The 15,941-nt window shown below is 53.8% G+C and carries 14 protein-coding genes; 13 read left to right on the plus strand and 1 reads right to left on the minus strand.

What is annotated here, in order from left to right:
* The first annotated feature begins 19 nt into the window (after positions 1 to 19).
* The 9 genes from KIH39_RS20825 to KIH39_RS20865 all read left to right on the plus strand — a co-directional run bounded on the left by KIH39_RS20825 (position 20) and on the right by KIH39_RS20865 (position 9,435).
* Positions 20 to 1,078, plus strand: coding sequence for a zinc-binding metallopeptidase family protein (locus KIH39_RS20825; protein ID WP_213495147.1), 1,059 nt, complete (start codon positions 20 to 22; stop codon positions 1,076 to 1,078).
* Between the two features lie 306 nt (positions 1,079 to 1,384).
* Positions 1,385 to 1,873 (plus strand): hotdog family protein, encoded by a 489-nt coding sequence (locus KIH39_RS20830; RefSeq protein WP_213495148.1) that lies wholly within the window; start codon positions 1,385 to 1,387, stop codon positions 1,871 to 1,873.
* A 30-nt stretch (positions 1,874 to 1,903) separates the two neighbouring features.
* The gene (gene fabG / locus KIH39_RS20835; RefSeq protein WP_213495149.1) at positions 1,904 to 2,668 is read left to right on the plus strand and encodes a 3-oxoacyl-[acyl-carrier-protein] reductase; all 765 of its coding nucleotides are present in this window, start codon (positions 1,904 to 1,906) and stop codon (positions 2,666 to 2,668) included.
* Positions 2,669 to 2,714: 46 nt separating this feature from the next.
* The gene (locus KIH39_RS20840) at positions 2,715 to 3,104 is read left to right on the plus strand and encodes an acyl carrier protein (RefSeq protein WP_213495150.1); all 390 of its coding nucleotides are present in this window, start codon (positions 2,715 to 2,717) and stop codon (positions 3,102 to 3,104) included.
* Between the two features lie 56 nt (positions 3,105 to 3,160).
* On the plus strand, positions 3,161 to 3,667 hold the full coding sequence (locus tag KIH39_RS20845; protein WP_213495151.1) for a hotdog family protein: 507 nt from the start codon (positions 3,161 to 3,163) through the stop codon (positions 3,665 to 3,667).
* Positions 3,668 to 3,763: 96 nt separating this feature from the next.
* Positions 3,764 to 5,038, plus strand: coding sequence for a beta-ketoacyl-[acyl-carrier-protein] synthase family protein (locus tag KIH39_RS20850; protein WP_213495152.1), 1,275 nt, complete (start codon positions 3,764 to 3,766; stop codon positions 5,036 to 5,038).
* Between the two features lie 140 nt (positions 5,039 to 5,178).
* Positions 5,179 to 6,471: a beta-ketoacyl-[acyl-carrier-protein] synthase family protein gene (locus tag KIH39_RS20855; protein WP_213495153.1), complete on the plus strand. Its 1,293-nt coding sequence runs from the start codon at positions 5,179 to 5,181 to the stop codon at positions 6,469 to 6,471.
* A 251-nt stretch (positions 6,472 to 6,722) separates the two neighbouring features.
* Positions 6,723 to 7,742: an alpha/beta hydrolase gene (locus tag KIH39_RS20860; protein WP_213495154.1), complete on the plus strand. Its 1,020-nt coding sequence runs from the start codon at positions 6,723 to 6,725 to the stop codon at positions 7,740 to 7,742.
* A 235-nt stretch (positions 7,743 to 7,977) separates the two neighbouring features.
* Complete coding sequence (locus KIH39_RS20865; protein WP_213495155.1) at positions 7,978 to 9,435, plus strand: hypothetical protein; 1,458 nt, start codon at positions 7,978 to 7,980, stop codon at positions 9,433 to 9,435.
* Positions 9,436 to 9,653: 218 nt separating this feature from the next.
* Here KIH39_RS20865 and KIH39_RS20870 read toward each other — a convergent pair whose 3' ends face one another.
* Entirely contained in the window at positions 9,654 to 10,973 is a 1,320-nt protein-coding gene (locus tag KIH39_RS20870) for a hypothetical protein (protein ID WP_213495156.1), read from the minus strand.
* 149 nt (positions 10,974 to 11,122) lie between these two features.
* Here KIH39_RS20870 and KIH39_RS20875 point away from each other — a divergent pair, with 149 nt between their 5' ends.
* From KIH39_RS20875 to KIH39_RS20890, 4 genes are all read left to right on the plus strand, one after another.
* Positions 11,123 to 13,213 (plus strand): S46 family peptidase, encoded by a 2,091-nt coding sequence (locus KIH39_RS20875; RefSeq protein WP_213495157.1) that lies wholly within the window; start codon positions 11,123 to 11,125, stop codon positions 13,211 to 13,213.
* Positions 13,214 to 13,336: 123 nt separating this feature from the next.
* A complete protein-coding gene (locus tag KIH39_RS20880) occupies positions 13,337 to 14,359 on the plus strand; it encodes an NAD-dependent epimerase/dehydratase family protein (protein ID WP_213495158.1) in 1,023 nt (340 codons plus the stop codon).
* Positions 14,360 to 14,426: 67 nt separating this feature from the next.
* Entirely contained in the window at positions 14,427 to 14,990 is a 564-nt protein-coding gene (locus KIH39_RS20885; protein WP_213495159.1) for an ankyrin repeat domain-containing protein, read from the plus strand.
* A 155-nt stretch (positions 14,991 to 15,145) separates the two neighbouring features.
* Positions 15,146 to 15,607, plus strand: a complete 462-nt coding sequence (locus tag KIH39_RS20890) for an Rrf2 family transcriptional regulator (protein ID WP_213495160.1) — start codon at positions 15,146 to 15,148, stop codon at positions 15,605 to 15,607.
* Positions 15,608 to 15,941: the final 334 nt, after the last annotated feature.

Raw genomic sequence — 15,941 nt, forward strand, 5'->3', positions numbered from 1 at the left:
GGCGGCACAAGAGTTTTCGATGAAAGTCTTCCATTGCGATCACTGTGAGTCTCTGGTCTTCTACGAGAATTCGCAGTGCATGAATTGCGGCAACACTCTGGCTTACCTGCCCGATGTCGGGGAGGTCTGTTCGCTCGATCAGGGGCAGGATCAGCTCTGGACCTCTCCGAACGATCGGGCGAAGGGGAAGAAGTATCGACTTTGCTCCAACTACTGCAATGCCAATGTTTGTAACTGGGCCGTTTCTGCCGAGCAGGATAACGAGTTCTGTCGATGTTGCCGGCTGACGCGGGTCATCCCCGATCTCTCGATCGCCGGGAACGACCGGGCCTGGTACAAACTTGAAATCGCCAAACGGCGCTTGATCTATGATCTGCTCCGATTGCAACTGCCGGTGCAGAGCAAACAAGAAGATCCCGAGCAGGGACTGGCCTTCGAATTTCTCGGCAACACCACTCAGACCATACTTACCGGCCACGAAAATGGCGTCATCACCATCAATATTGCCGAGGCCGACGATACGGAACGTGAGCGACGCCGTTCCCAGTTGCACGAACCCGTACGCACACTGCTGGGTCATTTTCGGCACGAAATCGGTCATTACTATTGGGATCGGTTGATCGCCAACGGCCATCGGCTGCTCGAGTTTCGCCAGCTCTTCGGCGATGAACGACAAGACTATTCCGCCGCCTTGCAGAGGCACTATCAGGAAGGACCGCCGGCCGACTGGACCGAGAGTTACGTCAGCGCCTACGCCAGCTCGCATCCCTGGGAAGACTGGTCGGAAACCTGGGCCCATTATCTGATGATTGGCGATTCTCTGGAAACGGCCGGGGCCTGCGGTTTGAGCTTGAAACCCCGCCGACGTGATGAGCCGACGCTCAAATCGGCTCCTTCGACGAACAATTCTTTCGACAAATTAATCGAAGCCTGGTTCCCGCTGACTTACGCGCTCAACAATCTGAACCGGGGCTTGGGTCATTCCGATGCTTATCCCTTCGTTTTATCGTCTCGAACCGTCGAAAAATTGCGATTCGTACACCAAACCATTTATTTGAATGAGGAAAGTCAAAAATAAGCCGCAGTTAATGAATATCTCGAACGAGTGTTTGAGCGATTTCATTTGTGATTTTATCCGCTTATGCGCCACGAACGAACCAATTGGCGCTTTCCGAACTGTTTAGGCGATTTCGCTACACTCCGCAGAGAGTATTTGTTTGCTAAATACCCCCTAATCCGCGAAAATTCCAACATCAAAGAGCCACCTGGTGCCGAACCCGGCTGGTTGCCGGATTATAAGGGTTTACCTATAATCACACTCTTTGAAAATTCGGCATTAATTAAATGCTGATTGGAATGTTAAAGAGTTGGATAGGAAGGACTCATGCGTTTCAACCTGGTCGATCGCATTGTGGCGTGGGAACCGGGCAAGACGCTGAATGCGGAAAAATATCTGACGCTGGGTGAAGAGTATCTGCGCGATCATTTCCCGACGTTTCCAGTTATGCCGGGTGTGTTGATGCTGCAGAGCGTGGTCGAAGCCAGTAGCTGGCTTTGGCGCATATCTCGAGATTTCGACAGTACCGTGATTGCACTGCGGGAAGCCCGAAACGTAAAATACGGCACCTTCATGGAGCCGGGACGGATAATGGAAATAGCGGTTGAGCTCATCAAGACGGATGGTTCGACCGCGACCTTTCGGGGCAAGGGAAATATTAAAGGGGGAGCGCAAACCGTCAGCGCTCAGATCGTTCTGACCGCATATAACGTGTCGGAGAAGAGTCCCCACGGCGAGATTTTAGACGAAAAACTCAATCGGCACTGGCGGGAACGCTTCGCCTGGCTGAGTGGGGAGTTTCAAAAGGCTAATTAGGCGGGTAGCGAAAGCGACCTGAGGATATACATGCTTTTGAAGGATCAAATAGCTCTGGTAACCGGCGGGAGCCGGGGTATCGGCCGCGGCATAGTACTGGCTCTGGCAAAAGAAGGAGCCAAGGTTTGCTTCGTCTACAAAGGCAGCGAAGCGGCCGCCAAGGCTCTGGAAGTCGAAGTCCAGACGGCCGGGGGTACGGCATTGGCCATCCAGGGCGACGTTTCCAAGTCGGACGAAGCCAATCGAATCGTCGAGAAGGTTCTGGCCGAGCAGGGCCGGATTGACATCCTGGTCAACAACGCCGGGGTGATTCGCGATGGCCTGTTTTTGCGCATGAGCGAAGAGGACTGGAATACGGTAATAAACACTAACCTCGGCGGGGTTTTCAACTTCTGCCGTGCAGTTTCCGCACAAATGGCGCTGAAACAAAGGTCGGGGCGCATTATCAATATAAGTAGCGTGGCGGCCGAGCATGTGAATGCCGGTCAGGCCAACTACGCCGCCAGTAAGGGAGCTGTGAATAGCTTTACTAAAGTACTGGCTGTGGAACTGGGCAGCCGGGGCGTGACCGTGAATGCGGTGGCCCCCGGATTTATTGAGACCGATATGAGTGAAGCGGTTCGCAATAAAGCGGGCGACTTCATTGCCAAAAAATTGGTGCCCCTGCGCCGGCTCGGCAAGCCGGAAGACATTGCCAGTGTGGTGGTGTTCCTGGCCAGCCCGGCGGCGAGTTATGTGACCGGGCAGGTTATCACGGTGGACGGCGGCCTGTGTCTGGGTGCCGTTTCCGGTTGACCCGAATTTCAGCGGTTGGCGATAGGAATTTCAGGAGATTGTTTCCATGACTAAGGAAGAGATATTCGACAAGGTGAAGGCGACCCTCGTAGATTCGCTCAACGTGGATGACGCCGAAGTCACCCCCAAGTCGACTCTTCAGGGCGATTTGAATGCCGAGTCGATCGACTTCCTCGATATCGTCTTCCGTCTCGAACGCGAATTCGGCATCAAAATCGACCGCGGCGAACTCTTCCCCGAATCGATTTTTCAGAGCGACAGCGAGTTCGTCAAGGATGGCAAAGTCACCGAAAAAGGCATCGAAGAACTGAAAGCGAAAATGCCTTTCGCCGACCTGAGCGACTTCATCAAGAATCCGACGCTGGAAGCCATCAGCAATCTGTTCACCGTCGAATCGATCGTGAACTTCATCGATATGAAGCTGAAGGCCAAATAGTTTCCGGTACCGGTTCACGGTGTCCCAACCGGCTCGCGAAGAACGGATGACTCTCTATGCGTTGGGTCTGGATCGATCGATTTGTGGAGTTTCAATCGCGCCAGCGGGCAGTGGCCGTTAAAAATCTCAGCATGGCTGAGGAATTTTTCGACGAACACTTTCCCGGCTACCCGGTTATGCCGGCGGCCTTGTTTCTGGAAGGTTTGGCCCAGACCGGCGGTATACTTGTAGGTGAAGCGAATGACTTTAAAGAAAAGGTCGTTCTCGCTAAAATCCCGACGGCAAAGTTTCATCGCGAAGTCTTTCCGGGGGAACAGCTTACGTACACCACGGAAGTGCTGATTCTTCGCGAAGAGGGAGCTTCGGTCCGCGGCACGATCCATGCCGGGGCGGAGCTAGTCGCCGAAGCGGAAATTTTCTTTGCCCATCTGGATCAGGCTCGCAGCAAGCAAATGTTCGGGGATTCGAACTTTGTTTTCACTGGCGAATTGAAAAATCTGCTGGGACTCGCCCGTCTGGCAGCGAACGGCTCGTCAAACACCGAGGAGGGTGCCAAGGCGTAACGCCGGGATGTCCTTTAAGTTTTTGCCGGCTTGCAACAACGGCAACGGATCGCGCAGGAGCGCGAACACCTGATTATTACCCCGGAGACTTACACCATGGCTGCCAGCACAAGAAGATCGGTGATTACCGGTATCGGCGTGCTCTCCGCCGTCGGCACCAACCCCGCGACTTTCTGGGAAAATCTCAGCGCTGGCCGAACCGGCATCAAACGGATCCAGCACGTCGATCCCGAACAGCTTCCCTTTCGCGTGGCTGCCTACATCTCCGACTTCGACGCCAAAAAACAGATCGACAAGAAAATGCGGAAAGCGCTGAACGTCATGGCGCGCACCGTGCAGCTGGGAGTCGTCGCCGCACAACTGGCGATGGAAAATGCCAAGATGGGGGAAGGGCAACTCGATCCCGCCCGCTTCGGCATCGAATTCGGCGCCTCGATGATCGCTTCCGATCTCGACGATATCGCCCGCGCTTCCAAAATCAGCACCAACTGCAAGCCCGGCTTCGTCGATTACGAAATCTGGGGCGCACAAGGCCTGTCGCAGATTCCTCCCTTGTGGATGTTGAAGTATCTGCCGAACATGCCCGCCTGCCACGTTTCCATCCAGCACAATGCCCAGGGGCCCAACAACACCATGACGGCCAGCGACGTGGCCGGGATTCTCGCGCTGGGTGAAGCCTTCCGAATCAGCGAACGGGGCACCGCCGACTTCTTCCTGGTCGGCGCCACCGAGAGCAAGATGAACCCGCTCTCGCTTTCCCGGCATGCGACCTTCCAGCAGCTTTCCCGAAAATTCGAACACCCCGAGAAAGTGCTTCGTCCGTTCGATCAGGGCCGCGATGGCACGGTCATGGGAGAAGGCGCCGGCGTGCTTGGTCTGGAAGATCTGGAACATGCCACCAAACGCGGTGCGAAAATTTACGCCGAACTCCTCGGCTTCGCTTCCGGCTTTGACCGCAAAAAAGACGGCGAAGTCCTGGGTAAGATCATCCTCAAGGCTTTGAAAGAGGCCCGCGTTTCTCCTGAGGAAATCGACCACGTCAATGCCCACGGGATCGGCACACCCTCCGCCGATATCATGGAGGCCCGCGGCATCGCTAATGTTTTCGGCACCAAAACACCTGTGGTCGCTTACAAACCCAATTTCGGCACTATGGGAGCGGCCGGCGGATTGGTGGAACTCACGGCCAGTATTCTCGCCTTGGAAAACGGACTGCTGCCGCCCACTCTGAATTGCGAGAATCAGGACCCGGCCTGTCCCATCCACATCCATAAAGAGGGACTGCGTCCTGTAACCAAACCTCACTTCGTGAAAATCAGTTTCACCGATATGGGGCAAGTAGCTGTAGCCGTCCTGAAAAAGCCGGAATGATCCCTCGATTTGAGGGGCTGTTGCGACAATCCCCACAATCGTATCGGCCGCTAGATTCCGGCCGCAATCCGGCAAGATTAGTCATTCGATTTGCGCAAGTCGCGATCGATTGCGGGTACTGATATAGTAGGAGATGCAACATGGCTCGACGTCGGGTAGTGGTGACGGGTGTGGGGATGATTACCCCAATCGGTCATACGGTTGAAGAAACCTATCGCAACCTCTGTGAAGGCGTCAGCGGCGTCGATCTCATTAAGCACTTTGATGCAAAGACTTTTCCAACCAAATTTGCAGCCGAAGTAAAAAATTATGACCTCGGCAAATACGTCAAGGATGTCTCCAAGTACGATCAGTCGGGACTGAATACCCGGTTCGCACTCGGCTCGGCCTTTCAGGCTCTGTCGGATGCCAATTTAATCGACAATCATTCGATCGATCGGTTGGACATCGGCGTTTATCTCGGCTCGGGGGAAGGCAGCCACGATTTTCATCATCTGGTGGAATCGACGGGGAAGTCGGTCGACGAATCGATGAAGCTGAACGTCCAGAACTATTTCCACTCCGCCCTTCAGACTCTGAAGGGGAAGCGCGAATACGAAATGGAAATGCACACCACGGCCGGTCATCTGGCGGAAGAGTTCGATCTGCAAGGTCCGAACTACACCTGCTTGACCGCTTGTGCTGCCAGTAGCCAGGCCGTCGGCGAGGCCACCGAGCTGATCCGTCGTGGCGATGCGAAAATCATGTTGAGCGGGGGTTCCCATTCCATGATCCATCCGTTCGGGGTCACGGGGTTCAACCTGCTCACGGCTCTTTCGACGCACAATACGGATCCCAAGAAGGCCAGCCGACCGTTCGATCTGACCCGGGATGGCTTCGTTTTGGGGGAAGGTTCCGGCATGGTGGTGCTGGAAGAACTCGAGCACGCCAAAAAACGCGGAGCTCCCATCTATGGCGAAATCACCGGATATGGTACGACGGGCGATGCCTATCGCATGACTGATAGCCCGCCGGACGGCCGGGGAGCAGTGGCTAGCATTCGGATGGCATTGAAAGATTCGGGTTTTGGTTTGACTGACATCGACTACATTAATGCTCACGGAACGAGCACTCAGGTAAACGATTCTTCAGAAACTATTGCCGTGAAGACGGTTTTTGGCGAACAAGCTTATAAAATACCGATGAGCAGCAACAAAAGTATGCACGGACATTTAATTGCTGCTACGGGCGTGGTAGAAATGATCTCGAGTTTGATGACGATCCGGCATGGCGTGCTGCCGCCGACGATCAATTATCAGACCCCCGATCCGGAGTGCGATTTGGATTACGTGCCCAATGTGGCCCGGCAGAAGCCGGTGAAAAATGTTCTAAGTAACAGTTTCGGCTTCGGTGGTCAGAACATTACCTTGATCATCAGCCGATTCGATAAGTGAGGATCCTGCGGATAATTTGTATTGCGCGGAAAGGATAAAAGTCTTTCCATCATTATGACAAGTAATACAAAGACAGAACGTAGACTTGGACTCTCGCGCATGTAAATTGTATAAAGTGAAGAATTCGGGGAGACGTTTTCTCATAAAGAGCCGACGTCTCCCGGTGAACCGCGTATGGACACCCACACACCTGGCCCACTTGACTCTCGCCGCAGGACGCGTTTCGCCGGTCTTTTTGGAGTGCTTAGCTGATGAGTTTAGTCTGGTTGGGAATCATCATAGTTTTCGCACCACCCGCCGTGGCTTTTTTGCTCGTCATGGCGATGTTCTATTATGTGAAGACCAAATTCGAGGGTAAACTCCTACGCATATTCCAGGAAAAGCCTCTTTTCATCATCCCGCGCGGCGACCGGATTGATCGGGCCGAGCAAGTGAACATTCCCACGCAGGATGGTGGCAACCTCTGTGGATGTTATCTTAAGAGCGAAGCTCCCGAGCGCAAGGGGGTAATTCTTTTTGGTCTGGAATACGGTTCGAATCGCTGGTCCTGCCTGCCCTATTGTGAAGAATTGCTCAAAAATGGGTACGATGTTTTCGCTTTCGAACCGCGCGGCCAGGGCGAAAGCTCTGCCATCGCCAACTACAAGCCGTTGCAATGGCTGACCCGCTATGAACTCGAAGACACCCTGCTCGCCATCGAATATCTCCAGGCCCGGCCCGACGCCGATCCCAACGGCATTGGCTTCTTCGGTATTTCCAAGGGGGGAAGTGCCGGTTTGATGGCCGCTTCCCAGCACGCCTACATCCGTTGTGTTGTCACTGATGGGGCGTTCGCCACCGTCGGGACCATGATTCCCTACATCCGAAAGTTCGCCAACATCTATAGCAACAACGATATGCTTAAGGACCTGCTGCCCGACTGGTTCTTCAGCATGTTCGCCAAGAGCGGCGTTCGTCAGCTCGGCAAAGTGCTGCAAGTCGAATACATGCACATCGAACCGGCCATGAAGAAGCTGAAACGGCCGCTGATGATGATTCATGGCGAGAAGGACACTTATATCCGCGTGTCGATGGCCGAAGACCTCTATCGTCGTGCGGCCCAGCCCAAGAAATTCTGGGTTGTTCCCGGGGCTAAGCACAATCAGGCTCTCAATGTCGCCGGAGCGGAATATCGCGAAAACGTGAAGGCCTTCTTCGACTACCACCTCGCCGGTATCGAGCCGGGCTCCAAGCCGGTCTCGGTCGATTTGCCGGATAACGTGAGCTTGTAGGAAAGCGGTAAGCTATCAGCTATCAGCTATCAGCTATCAGCTAGAAGATCGGGCTATCATTTTTTGTCCGCACGGCGGAAATTAGTTCAAATTTTTACCAGCATGGCGTAGAGTAGTTCAAAATGGACTATCAAACGCTGAACGCTGAACGCTGAACGCTGAACGCTGAACGCTGAACGCTGAACGCTGAACGCTGAACGCTGAACGCTGAACGCCCCCAACTCCCTCTCCACCCATGAAAATTCCACTTCCCAAAAATCGGTCCCTTCGCTGGGGACTGTTTTTTAGTCTCCTGTGTTTCGGTTTTTATCTAAGCCTGGCTCTGTACCGCTGGAAGATCGGGCGGGATTCGGCCCGGGAACTTCAGGAGATCGTCGAGCGACTGAATCGCGAAGATCCGGGTTGGGATTGGGAGTCGTTCGTTAACCGGCCCTGGACGATCCCCGACGACAAAAACAGCTTCACCATTCTGAAACAAATCTTCATCGCTCCTAAGTTCAAAATCTTAGAAATCGACCCCAATATTCACGATTGGCGCATTCTTCCGGAGAAGATGCCACCGGAGGTCTGCGAGTGGGTCAGCACGTATCTGAATGATCGTAGGGAGGCTGTCGAGCTCTGTCGAAAGCTGGTGGATTATCCCGAAGGACGACATCGGATCCAGTATTCGGAAGATATCATCAGCACCTTGTTACCCACGGTACAGGATACCCGGGTCGTAGCATCTCTCCTGCAGTGGGATATCCGCATGCAGTCCCAGCTGGGAAATTTCGACACCTGCGTGCAGGACTTGCGCGCGATGCGAAATGCGGCTCGCTCCTTCGGCGATGAAGGTTTCCTGATCGCCGCACTCGTTCGCATTGCCATCGATACCATTTTTTGTCAAAGCCTTCAGGAAATGCTCTCCCAGGGTGAAACGACGGAAGCGCAACTGGCGTTATTACAAAAGGAACTGGCCGAGGAATTGGCCGATGAATTCCCCTATCGTTCTTTGCGCTGCGAGCGGGCCATCATGTTTTACATGGTGAAATATTTCGGAGAAAATCTGGGATTGAACAAACAAAGTTTACGGGTACTCAATGGCCTCGCTGGGCCTTCCCCCAATGAACCCAACCAATTCCAGTCGGCCTTGTTGACGTTCCGCTATCCCCCCTACGCCAAGGCGGATCAGGCTTATGCTTTAAAAATGATGACAGCGTATATGGAAGCCTACCGGCTGCCGTTAGAGCAGCGAAACCAAAAATTTGAGGAATTGGATGAGAGTTTCAAAGTCTCTCGAGGAATGTTTCAAGCCAAAACTTTGCTGACGAACTTACTGTTTCCCAGTGTCAGCAAAATTTATCAACGAAGTGAACCCCGGCGGAAAGCGCTGCTCCGTTGCACCCTTCTGAGCATCGCCAGCGAAAGATTTCGTCTGGCCAACAAACGCTGGCCCAAGTCGCTCGAGGAACTTGTACCGAAATTCATTGAAAAAATCGATGTGGATCCTTACACCGAAACCCCTTTGAAATTTTTGACTCTTCGCGATGGAATCGTCATTTACAGTGTTGGGGAAGACCGCCTCGATGATGGGGGTGCGGTTTTACCGAATCAAAATCCCAATTTCGAGCGGGGCCAATATGCCCAGGGCAGCAACGGGCTCAGCAAAGATATCGGCTTCCGGTTGTGGAACACGGAGAAGCGGGGAAGATAGTCACCCAGTTGGGCACTTCCAATTGTTCTCTTCTATATACTCTGCGCCTTAGTATTTTTTCAAATACATTTAACCGCAGAGAACACAGAGGGCACAGAGCGAAATCCCTCAAATAAAACCAGCGCCGCTCTAACACTTAATTCTGATTTTATTCACGACTCCCCTCTGTGATCTCTGTGTGCTCTGCGGTTAACTTATTTTGTAACTTTAGACGATTTTCAACGAGCATAATCACCCCGCATAAACCCGCTATCCTCCGGCGGATAATACGCAATATTTAAGTCTTCCACCTTCTGCACCTGACCCGCTTTTGAACGCGATTCCAACGCATAATCGAGAATGCTGCCCGTCAGTTGCGTGCGCTGCACCGGATAAGTCGGCTTGCCGGTATCCATGAATTTTTCGACCTGAATCGCCAGAGCTTCCAGGAAGGCCGCGCCGGGAGGCGGTGGAAGCCAGAATAGCGTGCTGACAGGTTTCTCCTGCCCCGCGAGTTTGGCCGCGAAGGTTTCATCGGCCACATGGCCATCGAGTTGAAGAATCGTCGCTTTCAGGCCATCGTTATACTCGATCAGAAATACCACCGGGCTCTGATTCAGATCCTTATTGCGGAGGCCGGTCTTCATCCACTGCTGGCAGTTCTCCTTGATATCGCCATTATTTCGGCTACTACTTCGGCTCAGCGCGGCCTCCAGCAACTTCCAGGACCACTGCCCCGCATCGCCCGCTTTCCAGACCGCATCGCCGACCAGACATTGTACTTTTCGCACCCCCTGGTTCGGTGGGGTTTCCGCAGGACTCGAAAACCGGCGTTCGACCATGCACTGCAAAGCTTCCAGGGCGTGGATGCCGTAGATTTCCAGCTCGCCCCGCGAAGCGACTAGAGCTTCTTCCATTTTGGTTCCCAGCGGCAGATCCAGTTCCGGCCGGCGCCAGGTTACGGGCAGACTGCTACCGGCCAACATGGGGAATTTCAATTCCGCAGAGGTCGCCACCATCTTAGCCGCTTTGTGCCGGTCGTACGACAAGTGCTTGTCGCAGAAAACCGGCACGCTTCGGCCCGATTTGCGAAACACTTCAACAATTTTCTGAAACATCTCATAACGGGGATAGAGTTTCTGCTGCTTGCCGTTGTAAGGATACTCGCCATGCTCGCAGATCAGCAGCACCCCATCGACGGCCAGTTGCCCGGTGCCCAAGGTCAGGGCTTCTTCGATGGTCTTGGCCCGTCGGAATTGATGCTTCTTCGACAGATCCCCGCTTAAATCCTCGGCAGGAATCTGATCGACGTAGCAACTGGCAATCCCACTACTCGGGAAGTGATACTGACCATCGGGCAGCAGATAGCCGTTGAGAAATCGGCCGCAAATGTGGTAACTGTGCGAAAGATATTTATAAACCGAGGTAACCACGGCCAGTTTCTTCTGGGGAGCCTTGGTCCGTTGCGGCGGCTGGCTGCGCGGGGAATCCTCCGCGTGAAGGCCTATCGGCAGCGTGGTCAGCGAACCCAGGGTCTGCAAAAATGAGCGTCTGTTCATCGGAGAATTCCAATCGGAAGAAGCTTGGCAGGGCATCCATTGAACCAAACTGAAGAATAATCTGCCAGCACAGAATCCTTTTGTGGTTCCATTCCATGTCGATTCTTAAAATAGCGACTCGTTATTCGATCACCGCAGGAATACACCCTATGACGCGCTTCGCGGTTTTTACTCTGACACTTTTCGTGGGCTTAGGAGGCATCACGACCATGCCGGTTTATTCCGATGAAGGTATGTGGCTTTTGAACGAGCCCCCCACGAGCATTCTTCTGACGAAGTACAATTTTGAACTCACTCCCGAATGGTTGGAGAATGCCCGGCTTTCTTCGATCCGCTTCAACAACGGCGGCAGCGGTAGCTTTCTCTCGGCCGATGGTCTGATTATCACCAACCATCACATCGGGGCCGACGCCCTGCAGAAGTTGAGCAACAAGGACCGCAATCTGTTCCGCGACGGCTTCTACGCTAAAAAGCAGTCGGAGGAATTGAAATGCAACGACCTGGAATTGAACGTTCTGCAGGAAATTGTCGATGTCACTCAACAGGTGAACGATGCGGTGAAGCCGAACATGAGTCCCGCGGAAGCCTCCGCCGCTCGCCGTGCAGCGATGTCGGCGATCGAAAAGGAATCGACCGAAAAGACCAAGCTTCGCAGCGATATCGTCACCTTGTATCAGGGCGGAGCTTATCACCTTTACCGCTACAAGAAGTACGTCGATGTCCGGCTGGTGTTCGCCCCGGAAGAGAACATTGCCCACTTCGGCGGCGATGTCGATAATTTCGAGTACCCGCGGTTCTGCCTCGATATCTGCTTCTTCCGGGCCTATGAAAACGACAAGCCGGCCCAGGTCAAGAATTACTTCAAGTTCAATCCCAACGGACCGGTCGAGAACAGTCTGGTATTCGTCACCGGCCATCCGGGCACGACCAATCGTCTGGAAACCTACGACAAGCTGATTCACCGCCGCGATGTCACCCTGCCCATCAACCTGTCCCGGCTTCGCATGATGGAAGCGACTTTAACCCAGTACAGCGAAAAAGGGCCGGACGAACGACGGCAAGCGAACAACGACTTGCGCCGGGTGGCCAATAGCCGCAAAGCGTTCTCCGGCCAGTATGCGGGTCTGCTCGATCCGACCGTTCTCGAAGAGAAAAAGAAGCAGGAGACCAATTTTCAGCTTCGCGTCAAGTTGGATCAGGGGGAAGAGGAACTCGATAAGTTCCTGAAAGCTCAGAAGCGGATCGCTGATATCCAGAAGGAATTCACAAAATTCGAGAAGGAATACTCGATGCTCGAACGGGGCGATGCATTCACCTCGGAGCTGTTCACTATCGCCCGTCATATCGTGCGGCTGGCGGAGGAAACGGCCAAGCCGAATTCCGAACGCCTGCGCGAGTATCGCGATTCCAACCTGGAATCGCTGAAGCTCCAGCTGTTCTCCCCCGCCCCGATCCACAAGGATCTGGAAATCCAGAAATTGACGGCCTCCTTGACCTTCTTCGCTGAAGTCTTCGGCCGGGATGCCCCGATCGTCCAAAAAATCCTCGGCGGCGCCAATCCGCAGAAGCGCGCCACTTCGATCATCAATCGGTGCAAGCTGTTCGATCCGGAATTCCGCAAAGAGTTGGTCAGTCAGGGAGTTCAGGGTCTGGATGTGACCAGCGACGATATGGTGCAGCTGGCCCGCATGGTCGATGCCGATGCCCGCACCTTCCGCACCCTGTACGAAGAGGAAGTGGAAGAGCCGGAACGGCAGGCTTTCAGCGAACTCGCCAAACTGCGCTTCAAGGCGTTCGGCAAAACGGTCGCGCCCGATGCCACCTTCACACTGCGCATCGCCTTCGGCACTGTTAAAGGTTACGAAACCGACGCGAAAGAGAATATTCCGTTTCATACCACCTTCGAAGGGCTCTATTCGCGAGCCACTAAGCTGCAGAATCGCGAACCGTTCGAACTCCCCAAACGCTGGCTCGAAGGCAAATCCAAGCTCGATCTGAAGACTCCCTTCAATTTTGTCTCCACCGCTGATACCATCGGCGGCAATTCGGGCAGCCCCGTGCTGAACGAAAAAGGAGAGTTCATTGGCATCAACTTCGATCGCAACCGCTACGGTCTGGTTCGCAACTTCCTGTATACCGACGTGCAGGCCCGGCACATCGCCGTGCACTCGAAGGGAATTCTCGAAGCTTTGAAAAAGCTGTACGACTGCCAGGCGCTCGTCGACGAAATTACCCGTTAATTCGCCGTTTTGCTTCCGTCGCCCTTGAAAGGCCGCGGCCTCTCATTTAGGAAAAATACGATATAGACCGGGCAGAGTTTCTCCCGGCAGAACATCGCCTGATCAGGATCCGATTCTTAACCCATGTCACGAACACCAGTTATTTTAATTACCGGGGCTTCCGGCGAAATTGGCCACGGTTTGATAGAGCGACTTTCAACCAGCCAGAAAAAACCGATTGTCACCCTCGACCTGGCGCCACTCGCCCCCGGGTTGAGTTCGAAAGTCCGGCAGCATTACATCGGGTCGATTCTCGATAGCACACTGCTCGATCGCATCCTGGCCGAATTCGAAATCGATATGATTTTCCACCTGGCGGCCGTGCTTTCCACCGGGGGGGAATTCGCGCCGCTGGTGGCTCATAAGGTCAACGTCGAAGGCACTTTGGCGATGCTGGAATTCGCCCAGCGCGAAGGAGAATCGCACGGCCGCCCCGTAGTGTTTCTTTATCCCTCTTCGATTGCCGCTTACGGCATTCCCAATTTGAAAGCGAAGGCCGAAGCGGGTCGCGTTCGGGAAGAGCAGTTCAACACGCCCACCACCATGTACGGCTGCAATAAGCTCTATGGCGAACATCTGGGGATCTACTACGCCGGGCACTACAAGCAGCTCTCGGAAACTCCGCTGGCAGGTAAGGTCGATTTTCGGGGCATCCGATTTCCCGGTCTGATCTCGGCCATCACCCTTCCTTCGGGTGGTACCTCCGACTTTGCACCGGAGATGATTCACGCGGCGGCGCAGGGCAAGCCCTATGCCTGCTTCGTCCGGCCCGATACTCGCATCCCCTTCATGGCCATGCCCGATGCGATTGAAGCCATGATCAAACTGGCCTTGGCCGATAAATCGAAGCTCTCCCGGCACGTTTACAATATCGATGCGTTCAGCCCGACCGCCGAGGATGTCGCAGCCGTGGTTCGCAAGGCTTTTCCCAAAGCGGAACTGTCGACGGTCGTCGATACCAAACGACAGGGCATCGTCGATACCTGGCCAGCCGAGGTTGATGATTCAACGGCCCGACGCGACTGGGGTTTCGAACCGCGTTACAATTTCACCAAAGCTTTTGAAGAATATTTGATTCCGACCATTCACCAGCGTTATGCTGAGTGAAGTTGTTAATTGGTAGTGAGATTAAAAGCATACTTTATACTTCCGGTGGGAAGTGAGGGCATCGAACATGGATGATCTGAATCGCCGGGCGTTTCTGGCCGCGGGAGCGGCCGCCGTGACGATACCGAGTCTGGCAAACGCGGGCGAGGAACGCGATTATCCGGCTCCCAAGTATACTCCCAAGCGCGCTAAGCCGAGTTTGAAGCCGCAGCTCGTGGAAGATTTCGTGCTCTTTGGTCACTATGACCTGGAGATGGTGAAGAAGCTCCTGGAAAAAGAGCCGAAGTTGCTCAACGCCGCCATGGACTGGGGAGCTGGCGACTGGGAAACGGCCCTGGGTGGGGCTTCGCATCTGGGCAATCACGAAATCGCCGAATTTCTGCTCTCCAAAGGAGCCCGAATCGATATTTTCGCGGCCACTTCTTTAGGTATGCTGGATGTTGTGAAAAGTATGATCACAATTTATCCAGCGCTCATTGATGCCAAGGGGCCGCATGGCATCGATCTTTATATGCATGCCCGCATGGGTAAGGACCGGGCCAAGCTGGTGCTGGCATACTTGCAAAGCGTGAAACCGGAACCCCCAAAACCCGAAAAGAAAAAGGAAGAACCGGCCAAAAAGCCTATCTAAAGTGCTTTCGACTAGCTATCATAGGGATTAATACTTACCCGGTTTCGCCGGGCGTCCATCCAAGATAAGCTTTTAACGATCCAAATAACCTCTCTCTTTGGATGGATATGTGCGAATGCACATGTCAAATTCCATTTGCTGCAGAGAGGGCTTCCGTGCAACTCACTCAGTTTTCGGACTATTCCCTTCGGACAACGCTGTATTTGATGGCTCACCCGGAACGTCTGGTTGCCGTGGAGGAGATCAGCAAGGCGTATTCCATCTCTCGCCATCATCTGGTGAAAGTGGTTCAACGGCTGGTCGAACTAGAATTTATTGTGGCTCTGCGTGGTCGCAACGGCGGCATGCGGTTGGCCAAAAAGCCGGAGGAGATTAATGTAGGTCAGATGGTGCGAGGCACCGAGCCGAATTTCAATCTCGTGGAATGCTTCGATGAGGTGCACAATACCTGTCCTATTTCATCGGTCTGCGGATTGAAAGGGGCGCTCTATCAGGCGAGGGAAGCATTTCTGAAGGTGCTGGATAGCTACTCTCTGGCCGACTTCCAGAGTAACTCGTCGCAGTTGATCCCGTTGTGGGAACTCCGACTGCGGGATTCGGAGAAGGTGGTGGTGTAGGGGGGTGCAGGGAAAAGAGGGTCGAACAGAGTTTGCGACCGTAGTCACAAGCCACATCCTATGGCTAGCTTTAACCCGTTATCCGGGCTTGCCTTGTCTGGAACTGGCTATCTGCCAGCGCAGATTCAAAATATCAGACCTCGCTATAACAGGGCAATCATCGATTTCATAATTTAACGCGAGATGAGGATTGAGGCCTTTTCAGATACCCGATCTTTCACTCGCTGGTAATTAGCCACGGGCACCCGACTGCTGGCAGGAAGTGTCGCTGGCGAAAGCAGCTGCGCCCTGAAAATTGAGCAAGATTGTTCGAGCGATTTCTCCAGTAAACCTT

Origin of the sequence: Telmatocola sphagniphila, assembly GCF_018398935.1 — a bacterium.
GTDB lineage: Bacteria > Planctomycetota > Planctomycetia > Gemmatales > Gemmataceae > Telmatocola > Telmatocola sphagniphila.

Coding starts and splice junctions, on each gene's coding strand:
- KIH39_RS20825 (WP_213495147.1), top strand. CDS start 20: ATGAAAGTCTTCCATTGCGATCACTGTGAGTCTCTGGTCTTCTACGAG.
- KIH39_RS20830 (WP_213495148.1), top strand. CDS start 1,385: ATGCGTTTCAACCTGGTCGATCGCATTGTGGCGTGGGAACCGGGCAAG.
- fabG (WP_213495149.1), top strand. CDS start 1,904: ATGCTTTTGAAGGATCAAATAGCTCTGGTAACCGGCGGGAGCCGGGGT.
- KIH39_RS20840 (WP_213495150.1), top strand. CDS start 2,715: ATGACTAAGGAAGAGATATTCGACAAGGTGAAGGCGACCCTCGTAGAT.
- KIH39_RS20845 (WP_213495151.1), top strand. CDS start 3,161: ATGCGTTGGGTCTGGATCGATCGATTTGTGGAGTTTCAATCGCGCCAG.
- KIH39_RS20850 (WP_213495152.1), top strand. CDS start 3,764: ATGGCTGCCAGCACAAGAAGATCGGTGATTACCGGTATCGGCGTGCTC.
- KIH39_RS20855 (WP_213495153.1), top strand. CDS start 5,179: ATGGCTCGACGTCGGGTAGTGGTGACGGGTGTGGGGATGATTACCCCA.
- KIH39_RS20860 (WP_213495154.1), top strand. CDS start 6,723: ATGAGTTTAGTCTGGTTGGGAATCATCATAGTTTTCGCACCACCCGCC.
- KIH39_RS20865 (WP_213495155.1), top strand. CDS start 7,978: ATGAAAATTCCACTTCCCAAAAATCGGTCCCTTCGCTGGGGACTGTTT.
- KIH39_RS20870 (WP_213495156.1), bottom strand. CDS start 10,973: ATGAACAGACGCTCATTTTTGCAGACCCTGGGTTCGCTGACCACGCTG.
- KIH39_RS20875 (WP_213495157.1), top strand. CDS start 11,123: ATGACGCGCTTCGCGGTTTTTACTCTGACACTTTTCGTGGGCTTAGGA.
- KIH39_RS20880 (WP_213495158.1), top strand. CDS start 13,337: ATGTCACGAACACCAGTTATTTTAATTACCGGGGCTTCCGGCGAAATT.
- KIH39_RS20885 (WP_213495159.1), top strand. CDS start 14,427: ATGGATGATCTGAATCGCCGGGCGTTTCTGGCCGCGGGAGCGGCCGCC.